General features: G+C 73.0%; 11 protein-coding genes. 5 read left to right on the top strand and 6 right to left on the bottom strand.

What is annotated here, in order from left to right; all coding sequences use genetic code 11:
* The first annotated feature begins 153 nt into the window (after positions 1–153).
* Positions 154–1,392, top strand: a complete 1,239-nt coding sequence (locus VF592_RS02275; protein WP_331003978.1) for a cysteine desulfurase-like protein — start codon at positions 154–156, stop codon at positions 1,390–1,392.
* On the opposite strand, the gene VF592_RS02270 is transcribed toward VF592_RS02275, so the two are convergent.
* Genes VF592_RS02270 through VF592_RS02260 form a run of 3 tightly spaced genes read right to left on the bottom strand, consistent with a single transcriptional unit; the run spans position 1,374 to position 4,899 of the window.
* Positions 1,374–3,554 carry a penicillin acylase family protein gene (locus VF592_RS02270; RefSeq protein WP_414714139.1) on the bottom strand — a complete coding sequence of 727 codons (2,181 nt, stop codon included), beginning with the start codon at positions 3,552–3,554 and terminating at the stop codon, positions 1,374–1,376. The genes VF592_RS02275 and VF592_RS02270 overlap by 19 nt on opposite strands.
* On the bottom strand, positions 3,554–3,829 hold the full coding sequence (locus VF592_RS02265) for a GNAT family N-acetyltransferase (RefSeq protein ID WP_331003976.1): 276 nt from the start codon (positions 3,827–3,829) through the stop codon (positions 3,554–3,556). The genes VF592_RS02270 and VF592_RS02265 overlap by 1 nt, the downstream gene beginning before the upstream one ends.
* Entirely contained in the window at positions 3,826–4,899 is a 1,074-nt protein-coding gene (locus tag VF592_RS02260; RefSeq protein ID WP_331003975.1) for a serine hydrolase, read from the bottom strand. The genes VF592_RS02265 and VF592_RS02260 overlap by 4 nt, the downstream gene beginning before the upstream one ends.
* 24 nt (positions 4,900–4,923) lie before the next feature.
* On the opposite strand from VF592_RS02260, the gene VF592_RS02255 reads away from it, so the two are divergent.
* Positions 4,924–5,241, top strand: a complete 318-nt coding sequence (locus tag VF592_RS02255; protein WP_331003974.1) for a hypothetical protein — start codon at positions 4,924–4,926, stop codon at positions 5,239–5,241.
* A gap of 33 nt (positions 5,242–5,274) precedes the next feature.
* Here VF592_RS02255 and VF592_RS02250 read toward each other — a convergent pair whose 3' ends face one another.
* Positions 5,275–7,776: a sensor domain-containing protein gene (locus VF592_RS02250; protein WP_331003973.1), complete on the bottom strand. Its 2,502-nt coding sequence runs from the start codon at positions 7,774–7,776 to the stop codon at positions 5,275–5,277.
* Between the two features lie 118 nt (positions 7,777–7,894).
* Between VF592_RS02250 and VF592_RS02245 the strand changes: the two genes are divergently transcribed.
* Positions 7,895–8,485: a PRC-barrel domain-containing protein gene (locus VF592_RS02245; RefSeq protein ID WP_331003972.1), complete on the top strand. Its 591-nt coding sequence runs from the start codon at positions 7,895–7,897 to the stop codon at positions 8,483–8,485.
* 66 nt (positions 8,486–8,551) lie between these two features.
* On the opposite strand, the gene VF592_RS02240 is transcribed toward VF592_RS02245, so the two are convergent.
* The gene (locus tag VF592_RS02240) at positions 8,552–9,949 is read right to left on the bottom strand and encodes an FAD/NAD(P)-binding protein (RefSeq protein WP_331003971.1); all 1,398 of its coding nucleotides are present in this window, start codon (positions 9,947–9,949) and stop codon (positions 8,552–8,554) included.
* On the bottom strand, positions 9,946–10,584 hold the full coding sequence (locus tag VF592_RS02235; protein WP_331003970.1) for an arylesterase: 639 nt from the start codon (positions 10,582–10,584) through the stop codon (positions 9,946–9,948). Before VF592_RS02235 ends, VF592_RS02240 begins: the two co-directional genes overlap by 4 nt.
* Here VF592_RS02235 and VF592_RS02230 point away from each other — a divergent pair.
* Positions 10,569–11,315 (top strand): ABC transporter ATP-binding protein, encoded by a 747-nt coding sequence (locus VF592_RS02230; RefSeq protein WP_331003969.1) that lies wholly within the window; start codon positions 10,569–10,571, stop codon positions 11,313–11,315. The genes VF592_RS02235 and VF592_RS02230 overlap by 16 nt on opposite strands.
* Entirely contained in the window at positions 11,312–13,804 is a 2,493-nt protein-coding gene (locus tag VF592_RS02225) for an ABC transporter permease (protein WP_331003968.1), read from the top strand. Before VF592_RS02230 ends, VF592_RS02225 begins: the two co-directional genes overlap by 4 nt.
* Positions 13,805–13,815 lie beyond the last annotated feature (11 nt).

The following is a 13,815-nucleotide window of genomic DNA, read 5'->3' as shown; positions in this document are numbered from 1 at the left end:
CTCCTTTGGGCGTTGTCGGGTCGGGAAACGGACGACGGGCCCGCGCGGTCGCATCGCGGTCGGAAAAACCCGGTCGGGTGGCGAGCCCTTGCCCAAATGCCCCGAGCGGACGCGAAGGTGGCGGGGGACCCCCGGCCCCGGCATAAGACGCGCATGGACTTTCCCCTCGACGCCGTGCGCGCGCGTTTTCCCGCGCTTTCCGTCCCCGGCCGGATCTATTTCGACGCGCCGGGCGGCACCCAGGTCTGCGCCCCCGCGATCGCGCGCATGGTCGCGCATCTGGAGACGGGGACGGCCAATGCGGGCGGCTGCTTTGCCACCTCGCGCGACACCGACGCGCTCAGCGACGCCGCCCATGCGGCGATGGCCGACCTGCTGGGCGGCGAGCCGGGCGAGATCGCGTTCGGCGCCAACATGACGACGCTGACGCTGGCGGTCGGCCGCGCCCTGGCGCGCGGCTGGGACGAAGGCGACGAGCTGGTGGTGACGCGGCTCGACCATGACGCGAACGTCGCGCCCTGGCTCCAGGTCGCGGCGGACCGCGCGATGACGGTCCGGTGGATCGACTTCGATCCCGTGACCGGCCGCCTCGACCTGGACGCGCTGCCCGGCCTGCTCGGCGCGCGGACCCGGCTGGTGGCGGTCGGCGGGGCGAGCAACGCGCTGGGCACGGTCAACGACGTCGCCGGGATCGTGCGGATCGTGCGGGCGCGGTCGGCGGCGCTGGTCTTCGTCGACGCGGTCCAGCTCGCGCCGCATGGGCCGGTCGATGTCCGTGCGCTGGGCTGCGACCTGCTCGCCTGTTCGCCGTATAAATTGTTCGGGCCGCATCAGGGCGTGCTCTGGGGCCGCGCCGCGCTGATGCGCATGCTGGAGGCGTACAAGGTCCGCCCCGCGTCGATCGACCCGCCCGCGCACCGGTTCGAGACGGGCACGCCCTCCTTCGAGGGGCAGGCCGGGGTGCTGGGGTCGATCGACTATCTGGAATGGCTGGGCGAGCGGCTGTCACCCGGCGCGAACGGACGGCGCGAACGGCTGGGCGCGGCGATGCGCGGGATCGCCGCCTATGAGGAAGGGCTGAGCGCGCGGATGCTGGACGGGCTGGCGGGCGTGCCGGGGCTGACGCTGTTCGGGCCGGCGGGGGTCGAGGGGCGCGTGCCGACCTTCGCCTTCACGATCGCGGGCCACCCGCCGCACGTGGTGGCGGCGCATCTGGCCGCGCGGGGCATCTTCGCCTGGTCGGGGCATTTCTATGCGGTGGAAGCGATCCGGCGATTGGGATTGAAAGAGGCGGGCGGGCTCGTGCGAGTCGGCTTGTGCCATTATAACAGCGCGGACGAGGTCGACCGGCTGGTCGCGGCGCTCCACGCGCTTCACTCGCCGGGTCGGTAGCGGCGTTCGACATGGCCCTTGAGCTCGTCGGGATGGAAATAGACGGGGCGTAGCCGCCCGCCCGCGTAACGCCGCGCCTGATCGGTGAAATGGGGCGAGCGCGGATCGCCGCTCTGGCCGCCCGCCGACACCGCCCGGGCGGCGACCCGCGGACCGAACTCGACCGCGGCGACGAAGCTGTTGCCGAGCGTGCCGTAATAGCGCTTGGTGCCCGGCCAGCTCTTCGCCCCGAACGCCGCGAGCGACCCCCATTGCGCCGAGGTAAAGGGCACGGGGATGCTGGGCGCGGCGTCGCTGAACGGCTGGACGCGGTCGCCGGTCAGTCGCTGGAACCGGTTGATCTCGCCCCAGGGTGTGCGCCAGCCGCCGAAGTCACGGGTCAGCCGCGCGACGGCCGCATCGAGCGCGGCGAGCTGGACGGCGGCGGGCGCGCGCGCCGCCAGTTCGTAGCGGGCGAGCCCGGCGGGCGGGTTCGGCGCGGTCGTCGCGGCCCAGAGCGCCTCCGCCCAGAACACGGCGAGCGCGGTCTCGGTCGAGGCGGCGGACCAGCGCCGGTCCCAGCCGCGCAACGCCGCGATTGGCGCGGCGAGCCGCGCGCGGCGCGGATCGGCCGGAGGCAGCGCGTCATGCGCGGCGAACAGCGCGGGCAGCAGGATGTCGAAGGCGGGGAGCGCCGGATCATAAGCCAAATCGATCAGGTCGGGCAACGTCACCGCCTTGGCGCGGCCGAGCAGGGTCAGCGCGTGGAGGCCGCGCGGATTCTCGCCGAACCCGTCCATGTAGCGCGGATAGGCGGCGGCGCTGGGCGAATCGGGGCCGGCGGCGCTCCAGGGATGGTTGTTGGTGTTGACCACCCAGCCGGTGCGCGGATCGACGACCTGGGGCAGCTCGGCGAGCGGGTGGAGCCCGCGCCAGTCGGCGGCGGGGTCGCTGCCGTCGACCGGCCTGGCATAGTCGAAGCGCGCGTCGCGCCGGGGAACGAATTGCGGCAGCAGCAGCGCGGTGGTCCCGCGCGCGTCGGCGAACAAGGTGTTGTTCGACGAATTGGCCCGGCGCCGCGCGACCCGCACGAACGCGCCGAAATCGCGCGCCTTGGTGCGCAGATAGCTCTGTTCCAGCGCGGCGACGGGCCGGTGCATCAGCGCGGTGGCGATCCAGCGGCCATCCTCGGCGCGGGTGATCGGGCCGTGATGGGTGCGATAGGTGGCGAAACGCCGCTCCGCGATCCTGCCGTCCGCGCCCCGAAAGCGGATCGTGACCGGCCGGACCTCGACGAGGCGCTCGGCGGCGCCATGGCGGTAGAAGGCGCGGTCGCCCCGGCGCACGATCGTCTCGGCGAATTCGTCCACCGCGTCGACGCCACTCGTGGTGTGCATCCAGCCGGCGGTCGCGTTCCAGCCCTGGTAGATGAAGAACTGACCCCAGGTCGCCGCGCCATAGGCGTTCAGCCCCTCCCCGCTCGTCACCTGCTGCTCGGCGCGGAAGAAGAAGCTGGTATGCGGGTTGATGAGGAGCAGCGGATGCCCACTGGCGCTGAGGCGCGGGCCGATGGCGATGCCGTTCGAGCCGCCGGGCTCGGCCGCGACGAGGCCGCGCTCGCGCGGGGTCCAGGCGACCGCGCGGCGGCCGTAGAAGGATCGGAGCTGCGACAACGGCACCCGCTCGACATCGCCGCCGATGCTGCCTTCGGTGAAGGCCAGCGCCATCCAGGGTTCGAACCGGCCGAGGACGCGCGGGCGGACCTGCTGGTGCGTCGCCAGATAATGGTTCAGCCCATCGGCCCAGGCGGTCGTCAGCCGCCGGAGCCAGGCGGGGCTGCGCGCATGATCGCGCCGGAGCTCGGCCGGGTCGTTCCACAGCCGCGCGCGCAGATCGGCCCAGATCGCGCCGGGCCCCTCCGCCTCCGCCGTGCGGCCGAGCGCGGCGAGGTAATTGGCCTCGATCCGGGGGAAATCATCCTCCGCCTGGGCGTAGATCATCCCGAACACCGCATCGGCGTCGGTGCGCCCCTCGATATGCGCGATGCCCCAATCGTCGCGGGTGATCGTCACCGCCCGCGCATGGGCCGCGCGGCGGGCGTGTTCGGCGGTGGTCGTGGGGGCCGCGTCACGCGCGGCACCCGGCGCCGCGACGATCAGCAGGATGGGGAAGAAGGCGCGGATCACCGGGCCAGCAGGTCCCGCGTCTCGGGATGACGTTCGACATAGGCGGCGACGAAGCTGCACCGGGACCGGATCGTCAGCCCCCGCGCCCGCACATCGTCGAGCGCGCCCGCGACCAGACGGCTACCGACGCCCTGTCCCTCCAGCTCGTCGGGCACGGCCGTGTGGACGAACGCGAACGCGCCCTCTTCCATTCGATAGGCGGCGATGGCGATCCGGCCGTCTACCTCCAGCTCGTAACGCTGCTCGGCCTCGTTGTTGCGCACATCGGTCATGATCGGGGTCCCCCGCGAGCGAAATGGCGGGCGAGCGTCCGCCCGATCAGGCGGTGGCCGACGCGCGATCCGGTCTCCCGTGTATTGCCTAGTCGAACGATCACGACGCCCCGGCCGGTGCCGCTGTCGGGCGAGACGGTGACGTGCTGGCCCAGATGCCCTTCCGCGCTGGCGACGGTGGCGGGGGCGCCGGGAAACATCGGCGTGAGGCCGGCGCGGGCGCGGTTGAGCCAGGTCTGGCCGCCATAGCCGGGATTGGTGGCCGCCGATGTCTTCATGAAGGCGAGCCAGTCGGGCGCGACCACGGGCAGGCCCGCCAGGCCGCGCCCGTCGAGCAGCAGCGTCCCGAACCGGCCCCAATCGGGCAGCGTCATGTGGAGCAGCGATCCGCCGACCTGCGTGCCCGCCCCGTCGAACTCCAGAAAGGCGCTACGGATGCCTGCCGGCGCCAGCACGCGCGCGGTCGCGAACCGGCGATAGGCCTCGGCGCGCGTCCGGGGGTCGCGACTGGGGGTCAGCGTGCGCGTGACGATCTCCGCCAGGATGATCGAGGTGAGCGAGCTGTACTCGAACTTCTCGCCCGGCCGGGATTCCAGGGGCCGCGCGATGGCGCGCGCGGCCATGTCCCTCGTGCCGCCGACGAACAGCACCTGGTTGGTGTCGCTATGCTCGATCGGCTCGCCCACCTCGATATGGCGCAGGCCCGACGACATGGTGAGCAGGTGGCGCAGCGTGATCTCCCCGCGCGCATCGCCTGCCCCGCGCCATTCGGCGACGGGCGCGGGCGCGTCGAGGCGAAGACGGCCATCGGCGACGAGCGCGCCCACCAGCATCGCGGTCAGCGTCTTGTTCATCGACCAGCTGATAAAGCGGTTGGCGTCGGAATAACCCGGCCCATAGCGCCTGGCGACGACGCGGCCGTCATCGAGGATCAGGACGGCGCGGGTGTCGCCCTGTTCGGCCGCGAAGAACGGATCGAGCACGGGGTCGGGGCTCGCCACTGGGTCGGCGCGCGACCCGGTGGCGAGCAGGCCGAGCATGGCCGCGAGGAGCACCCTTCCCTTGCGCATGGGCGCAGCCTAGGCTGCCCCCCGATGAAAGCAAGTCGGGCGCTCGGGATCGGATCGGCGGTGGCGCTGCTCGCCGCGGTCGGCGGGGCGGCGGTCTATGCGGACCGTGTGCGACCCCAGCTCGAACTCGGCGTCGGCTATGCGGCGCGGGTGGGCTGCGCGTGCCGCTATATCGGCCATCGTCCGATCGAAAGCTGCCATGCGGATTTCGAGCCGGGTATGGAGCCGATCCGCCTGGCGGACGATCCCGCGCGGCGTGCGGTGACCGCCTCGGTGCCGCTCCTCACCAGCCGGACCGCGCGCTTCGACCCGCTGCTCGGCTGCCAACCCGACCCGCGCTAGACGCGGGGGCGGGTCGGGAGTCGGGCGTGGCGCCTAGCAGCCGACCGCCTGGGCACCGGTCCCCGCCTGGCGCAGCATGGGCGGCACCAGCGCGGCGGGCTGGGCGCGGCCGAACAGATAACCCTGGCCCAATGTGCAGCCCTCCGCGCGGAGCCATCTGAACTGGGTCGAGGTCTCGACGCCCTCCGCCACCGTCTCCAGCCCCAGGTCGCGCGACAGGCCCAGCAGCGCGCGCACGATCGCGGCGGCGCCCGCGTCGCCGCCCAGCCCGTCGGTGAAGCTGCGGTCGATCTTGATGACGTGGATCGGAAAGCGCCGGAGATGGACCAGCGAGGCGAAGCCGGTGCCGAAATCGTCGAGCGCGATGCGGATGCCGGCCCCCGCCAGCTGGCGCAACGTGTCCCCCACCGCATCGGCGCGCTTGCCGAGCAGCACCGTCTCGGTCAGCTCCAGCTCGAGCGCGTCGGTGGACAGCCCCGCTCCGGCGAGCCGGTCGAGCACGCGGGTGACGAGATCGCCGCGGACGAATTCGGCGTTGGAGATGTTGATCGCCATCCGACCGAACGGAATGCCCGCCGCCCGCCATCCCGCCATGTCGGCGACGACGCGCGCGAGCATCCGGTCGGACAGTTCGGCGGCGATCTCGTAATCGTCGAACGCGGCCTCCAGGTCGGCGGGGCCGCGCAGGCGCCCCGACGCGTCATGCCAGCGCAGCAACGCCTCGAACCCCGACACGAGACCCGTCGCCAGATCGATCTTCGGTTGATAATGCGGCACGATCCGGTCCGCGGCCAGCGCCATGCGCGCGCGCTTCAGCATGCCGGCCCGCCGGGCCACGCCCGCCCGCATCCGGCGATCGTACAGGATAGCCCGGCCGCGGCCCTCGGACTTGGCGGCATAGAGCGCCACATCGGCGCTCTTGAGCAACGCGCCGGCGGCTCCGCCATGATCGGGATAAAGCGCGGCGCCGATGCTGGCATGGGTGTCGAGCCCGCGTCCCTCCACGACGAGCGGTTCGGCCAGACGGCCGCGAAGATTCTCCGCCGCCTCCGCCAGCGCCGCGCGGGAGCGGACGCCGGGCAGGATCAACCCGAACTCGTCGCCGCCCAACCGGGCCACATCGTCGGGCGAGGCGGCCGCCGCGACCAGGCGTCCGGCGACTCCCTTGATCACCGCGTCGCCGCCGTCATGGCCGATCGTGTCGTTGACGTGCTTCAGATGATCCAGGTCGAAGAGCAGCACGCCGAAGGGGTCGCCGCGCGCGACGCAGGCGGCGAGCCGCTCGCCGAACAGCGCGCGGTTGCCGAGACCGGTCATCACGTCGTGCTGCGCCGCCCAGAGCACGCGCGCCTGGACGAGGCGCGCATCGGTCACGTCGCGCACGGTGACGACCACGCGGACGGGACGGCCATGTTCATCGCGGTGGAGGTGCCCCTCGGTCGCGATCCAGCGTTCGGCGCCGTCGCTCGCGCGCAGGATGCGATACTCGCCGTGGAACCTGTGGTCGAGTTCGCCCCGCAGCGACGCGCCGTACCGCGCGATGACCTGCGCACGATCGTCGGGATGGACGAGCGACCAATAGAGCTCGGTCCCGGCGGAGGTATCGACCGAAAGGCCCAATATCGCCTTGAGTTCGTCCGACCATTCGCGCCGGCCCGAGCGAACGTCGTAATCCCACACGCCCAGGCCGGTGGTGCGGAGCGCCAGACGAAGCCGTTCCTCGCCGGCGGCGCGCGCCTGTTCGGCCGTCACCCGGTCGTGGACGTCCTCCAGCGTACCGTACCAGCGGACCACCGCTCCCGTCTCGTCGCAGCGCGCGCGGGCGCTGGATGCGACCCAGCGGAAACCGCCGTCGCGCGCGCGGATGCGGAAGCGGGCGGCGAAAATGTTGTTTCCTTCCGACGCCCGACGGACGCTGGCGAGCAGGCCGGGCAGATCGTCGGGGTGCGCCACCGCCTGCCAGCCGCCCGCGAGTGCCGCGTCCGGGGTCAGGCCGGTCAGTTCCAGCCAGCGTCCGGACAATTCGGTGATCTGCCCATGGGCGTCCGCGGTCCAGGGAATCTGCGCGGCCAGGTCGACCGTGTGGCGGTAATGCTGCTCGCTTTCACGCAGCAAGGCTTCGAGGCGCTCGCGATCGCTGAGGTCGTGGAGGACGGTCAGGGTCCCCGTGATGTGGCCCGCCTCGTCGAACAGCGGTGAGACATGGGGCGCGAAGGGAGTGCACGACCCGTCGGCATGGCTCGCCACCGCCTTGATCCCATGGGCGGGCCGACCATCGCGCAATACGGTGGCGAGCACCGCATCCTGATCGGCCAGCGACTCGCCAAGCGGTGGCCGCCGCCCCCAGAGCCGGGCGGCGGCGGCGTTGTAGAATCGGAGCCGGCCCTCGGCATCGGTCGTGAACAGCGCCACGGGCAACGCGTCCAGAATCGCTTCCGCGGCGGTTCCGCCCGCCGGCACGACCGCGAGCGAAACCGGATCGAGCACGACCTCCCCGTCTGACGAGGGCAGGAACGCGGTGAAGGACTGGTCCAAGGACGGGCGGCTTTCGTGAGCGGAACGGGGGCGGAGATGCGTGGCTACGATCAAGGGATTAAATGGAGGTTAGGGTCGTCAAGGGAACGCGCGCGGCACGGGTCACGTTGGGGGCGTGATGGAAGACTTGCCCAGCTATCTCGCCCCCGCCGCGACCATGATCGCCGCGATGATGACCGCCGCCAATCTGGGGGCGCGGGTGACCGGCTGGGGGTTCGTGGTGTTCACCGTCGGGTCGATCTGCTGGTCGATCCTGGGCATTCAGCAGGGACAGCAGGGACTGCTCATCTCCAACGCGTTCCTCACGGTCGTCAACCTGGTCGGCATCTGGCGCTGGCTGGGGCGCCAGGCGCGCTTCGGCGACGGCAGCCGGCGCGCGATGAAGCGGTCGGAGCGGACGCCGGGGCCGGCCCTGGTCTCGGCGTGTTCGCTAATCGGCGCGACGATCAGCGACGGCGACGGCGATAAATTGGGCAATGTCGTGGATACGATGATGAGCCGCGACGACGGAAGATTGATCTATCTGGTCGCGAGCCGCGGCGGCGTCGGCGGGGTCGGCGAGGCGCTCCACCCACTTGATCCACAGGCGGTTGAGCTGGGGGCCGAGGGGATCACGACGCGGCTGAGCGCGGCCGAGTTCGACCGGCTGCCGGTGCTCGAACCCGATCGCTGGCCCGCCGAGCTGCCGAAAGCGGCACGGGTGGCGTAGCGGGCGTCGCGGCATGGCCGCGCCGTCGGTCGTGGCCGGGCCCAAGCCGACCGGGCGGGGATGGGCTTACAGCCCCTCCCCGCCTACCCACTGCGCGTTGGAAAGCCGTCTCGCCAGATTCCAGGCCTGCCACCTGATATCGGGCACCGCGACGATCTCCCACACCCCGCCTCGCGTCATCGGGCCGATCGCGTGGAGACGGTCGGACGCGGCGCCGTCGCGCCCCATCACCCGCGACTGGGCGTCGACGTCGAGCCCCAGCCTGAGCGGATCGGGACGGATCGCGCCCGTGTCGAGCAGCCGGCGCAGCAGCGGCTCGCGCGAGCGGAGCAGGTCGCCCTGCGGCCCGGTGCAGTTGACGATCCGTGCCGCCCGCGTCTCCACCACGTCCGCTGTTCCGCGCGGACGCCAGCGCAGCGTCACGCCCCGGTCGTGCACCGTCACCCCGACCGGCTTGCCCCCGGCGAAGCGCAGCCGCCCGTCGCCCAGCAGCGCGTCGATGCGATCGGCGACGGAGGGGGCGAGGCGGTGACGGTGGATGTCCCAATAGGGTCGCGCATGGCGCAGGAAGCGCGCGCGCTCCGCCTCGGTCGCGGCACCCCACATGATGTGCGTCATCGGGCGCAATTCGTCGACCGCGGTGCGCCAGCCCGCGTCCGCCGCGCGCCGGCGCAGATGCGCGACGACCCCCGACAGCGGCCCCGCCGGCCGCTCCAGCACGGGGGCGCAGTGCGGCAGGCCGTCCTGGTGGCGATGCGGCGCCAGCCCCCGACGCGACAGCGCGAGGATGCGCCCCCGGAACCCGCCCGCGTCGAGCAGCAGCGCGGCGTCGACCGCGGTCAGCCCGGTGCCGATCAGGACCGCGGTGTCGTCGTCGCCTAGCCCCGCGCCGATATCGGCGGCCCAGGGATCGGGGCTGTAGCAGGCGGGCGGCAGCGTCTGCGCGCCGAGACCGGGCGGGTCGTGCGGGGGCAGGTTGCCGACCGCGAGCACGCCCGCATCGCCCGCGATCGCCTCGCCGGTGTCGAGCGTCAGCACGACGCCCCCGGCCTCCTCGCGCAAGTCGACCCCTTCCCCCTCGACGAGGGTCAACCGATCCGGCGCCCCGGCGCGGGCGGCGTCGAGCAGCGCACGCAGATAGGCGCCATAGGTGGTGCGCGGCACGAAGCTGGCGCGTCCGCCCCCGTCTTTGCCCCCGTCTTTGCCCTCGCCGCGCGCCTCCAGCCAGCGGACGAAATGATCGGGCTCGTCGGGCAGCGCGCTCATGTTCCCCGCGCGGACATTGAGCAGGTGGCTGGGATGCGCGGCGCTATAGGCCACCCCGCGCGCGACCTGGCCCGGGCGCCGCTCGACCAGCGTCGCGCGCGGACCGTCATGGCGCAACAGGTTGATCGCCAGCAACGTCCCTGAAAACCCGCCGCCCACGATCAGGACATGGTCGCCGGGCGTGTTGATACGGGTCATCGCGGCAGCGCGCGGCGCACGACCGGCAGCATCCGCGCGACGACCAGGGCGACCCCGCGCGCGTTCGGATGCAGCCCGTCGCGCTGAAACAGCGCACGGTTTCCCGCGATTCCCTCGCCCAGAAAGGGGTAGAGCGGCACGTCGTGGCGGCGGGCGACGCGCGGATAGATCCCGTCGAAGCGGCGGCGATAATCGGGGCCGAGATTGCCCGTCGCGCGCATTCCCACCAGCAGCACGGGAATCCCCCGCCGCTTGAGTTCGACGATGATGCGGTCGAGATTGCTCTCGAGCTGAGCCGGGGGCAGCCCCCGGAGCATGTCGTTGGCTCCCAGTTCCACCATCACGAGGTCGGGCCGCGCCTTCAGTCCGCGCAGCCCCCAGAGCAGCCGCGCGCGGCCCTGCGCCGCCGTGTCGCCCGACACGCCCCCGTTGCGCACCTCCGCCGCCACCCCCGCGCGGCGGAGCGCGGCCTGGAGCCGGGGCGCGAAGCCGTCACGGGGCGGCAGGCCGTAGCCCGCGAACAGGCTGTCCCCCAGCGCCCAGATCAGCGGGCGCTCGGGCGAGGCATGGGCCGCGCCCGGCAGCAGGAACAACGCCGCCAAGTGGACAAGCCAGCCCCATGCACCATATCGCATCGCCAGTGACCTCCCCGACTTCATCATCGCCCGCAGGTAGCAGCGTCATCGACGCGCGCAACGTCACGCTGACGCTGGGCCGCCCGCCCGCGAGCGTGGAGGTGCTGCGCGGGGTTACGCTGGCGGTCGCGGCGGGGGAGACGGTGGCGTTGCTGGGGCCGTCGGGATCGGGCAAATCGTCGCTGATGGCGGTGCTGTCCGGGCTGGAACGCCCGACCGGCGGCTCGGTCGAGGTGACCGGGCTCGACTTCGCCGCGCTGGACGAGGACGCGCTGGCGGTGGCACGGCGCGGGCGCATCGGCATCGTGCTCCAGGCCTTTCACCTGCTCCCGACGATGACCGCGCTGGAGAATGTCGCGGTGCCGCTGGAACTCGGCGGCGCGCGGGGTGCCTGGGACCGGGCGGAGGCGGAGCTCCGCGCGGTCGGGCTGGGGCACCGGCTGACCCATTATCCCGCCCAATTGTCGGGCGGCGAGCAACAGCGCGTCGCGGTCGCGCGGGCGCTGGCGCCGCGCCCGTCTCTGCTGTTCGCCGACGAGCCGACGGGCAATCTCGACACGGCGACCGGGGCGGAGGTGATGAACCTGATCTTCGCGCGCGGTCGCGACGCCGGGTCGACGCTGTTCGTCATCACCCACGACCCGAACCTCGCCGCGCGGTGCGCGCGCGTCGTCACGCTAGGCGACGGGCGGATCGTGTCGGATCGCTCAACCGGCTCGGGCACCGCGTGAAGCTCGCCTGGACGCTGGCGCTCCGCGACCTGCGGCGGAGCGGCCGGGGGCTGGTGTTGCTGGGATTGTGCCTGTTCCTGGGCACCGCCGCGCTGGCCGGGATCGGCAGCGTGTCGGCGAGCATGCTGGCCGCGCTCGCGACGCAGGGGCGAACCTTGCTGGGCGGCGACCTGGAACTGCGCGTGTCGCAGCGCCGCGCCACCGTCGAGGAGGCCGCCGCGTTCACCGGGTTCGGCACGATGTCCGAGTCGGTGTCGATGCGCGCCATGGCCGAACCCGAGAGCGCTCCGCCCGCGCTGATCGACCTGAAGGGCGTGGATGCGCGCTGGCCGCTGGTGGGACAATTCGCGGTCGAGCCCGGCGCCCTCTCGCCGCGACCGCGCGGTGACGGGGTGATCGTCGCGCGCGCCCTGGCCGACAGGCTGAGGCTGCGCGTCGGCGACTCCTTGCGTATCGGCGCCGCGCGCTTCCGCGTCGCCGGGGTGATCGCGACGGAGCCCGACGCGTTGGGCGAGGGATTCAGCCTGGGGCCGCGCGTGCTGGTCGACCTGCCCGCGCTCGACCGCACGGGGCTGGTCCAGCCGGGCAGCCTTTACGCCAGCCGCTACCGCGTCGCGCTTGCGCAACCGGGGGAGGCGAAGCGGCTGGGCGAGGCGGTCGAGCGGCGGTTTCGCGACGCGGGCTGGTCGTCGCGCACGTCGGAGGACGCGGGCGGCGGGTTGCGGCGCGGGATCGGCCAGCTTGGTCAGTTCCTGCTGCTGGTCGGGCTGGCGGCGCTGGCCATCGCGGGAGTCGGCGTGGGCAGCGGCGTGTCGGCCTATCTGGCGGGCAAGACGCGCGTCATCGCGACGCTGAAGGTGCTCGGCGCACGGTCGGGGCTGATCGCGACCACCTTCCTGCTCGAATTGGCGCTGGTGGCGGGCGTCGGCATCGGGGCGGGGCTGCTGGTCGGCGCGGTGACCCCGGCGATCGTCACCGCCCTGGCGGGCGACGCGCTGCCGATCGCGCCGCGGGCGGGGATCTATCCCGCGCCGCTCGGGCTCGCCGGCGCGCTGGGCGTGATCGTGACCTTGTTGTTCGCTCTGCCCGCGCTGGCCCGCGCGCGCGCGGTGCCCGCCGCCATGCTGCTCCGCGACGCGGTCGCGACACGGCGGCTGCCTCCGCGCCGGACGCTCGGCGCGATGGCGATGCTGGCCACGGCGCTGGTCGCGCTGGCGGTGCTGACCGCGAGCGATCGGCGGTTGGCGGCGTGGTTCGTCGGCGGCGTGGCCGCGCTGATCCTCGCCTTGTGGCTGGTCGGGCTTGGCGTTCGCTGGTCGGCCGCGCGGGCGCCGCGCCCGCGCGGCACGCTGTTGCGGCTGGGGCTGGCCAACCTCCACCGGCCCGGCGCCCAGACCGATCGGCTGGTCGTGGCGCTGGGCCTGGGCTTCTCGATCTTCGTCGCGCTGGCGGCGGTGAATTCATCGCTGGGCGATGCGATGCGATCGACCGCGCCCGCCAAGGCGCCGCGCTTCTTCGCGCTCGACCTGCCGCCCGACGACGCGCCCGCGTTCCGCGCGGCGGTGACGCGGGCGGCGGGGGCGAGCCGGATCGAGGTCACCCCGTCGCTGCGCGGGTCGATCGTGGCGCTGAAGGGCCGGCGCGTCGACGAGATGGGCGATCTGCCCGAGGGTGCCTGGGTGCTGCGCGGCGACCGGACCATCACCTGGGCCGCGACCGTCCCGCCGCGCAACGCGGTGAGCGCGGGACGCTGGTGGCCCGCCGACTACCGCGGCCCGCCGCTCGTGTCGCTGGAGGACCGCGCCGCGCAGGCGCTGGGGCTGAGGATCGGCGACGAGATCACCGTGCTGGTGCTGGGCGTCGAGGTGCCCGCCCGGATCGCGGCGCTCCGCACCATCGACTGGGGCGGGTTGGGCCTCAACTTCGCGATCGTCTTCTCCCCCGGCCTGATCGAGGAGGCACCGCACGGGCTGCTCGCCTCGGTCTATTCGCCCGCGGGGCGCGACGGCGCGGTGGCGCGGGTCGTCGCCGACGCGCTGCCGTCGGTGACGCTGGTGCGGGTGGGCGACGTGATCGGGCAGATCGGCGAGCTGCTGGGCCGCATCGCCTTCGCGATCCGCATCGCGGCGGCGGCGACGATCGCGGCGGGGATCGCGGTGCTCGTCGGCGCGGTCGCCGCCTCCGCGCGGGCCAGACGGGCCGATGCGGTGATCCTGAAGCTGCTCGGCGCCACCCGCGCGCAGGTGCTCGGCGCGCAGGCGGTCGAATATGGACTGTTGTCGCTGCTGCTCGCCGGGGTGGCGCTGGCGGTCGGTCTCGGCGCGGGCTGGTTCGTCGTCACCCGCGTGTTCGAGTTGCCCTTCGCGCCCGATGCCGGGGCGGTCGCGGCGACGCTGGCGGCGGCGAGCGCGATGACGATGATCGTGGGCGTGCTCGGCAATTTGGCGACGCTGCGCGTCCGGCCGGCGGAGGCGCTCCGCGCGGATTGAACGGTTCCGCC

The organism is Sphingomonas sp. (genome assembly GCF_036388435.1).
Classification (GTDB): Bacteria; Pseudomonadota; Alphaproteobacteria; order Sphingomonadales; family Sphingomonadaceae; genus Sphingomonas.
The sequence above is the reverse complement of the archived record's forward strand: the minus strand, read 5'-3'. Positions and strand labels throughout refer to the sequence as shown.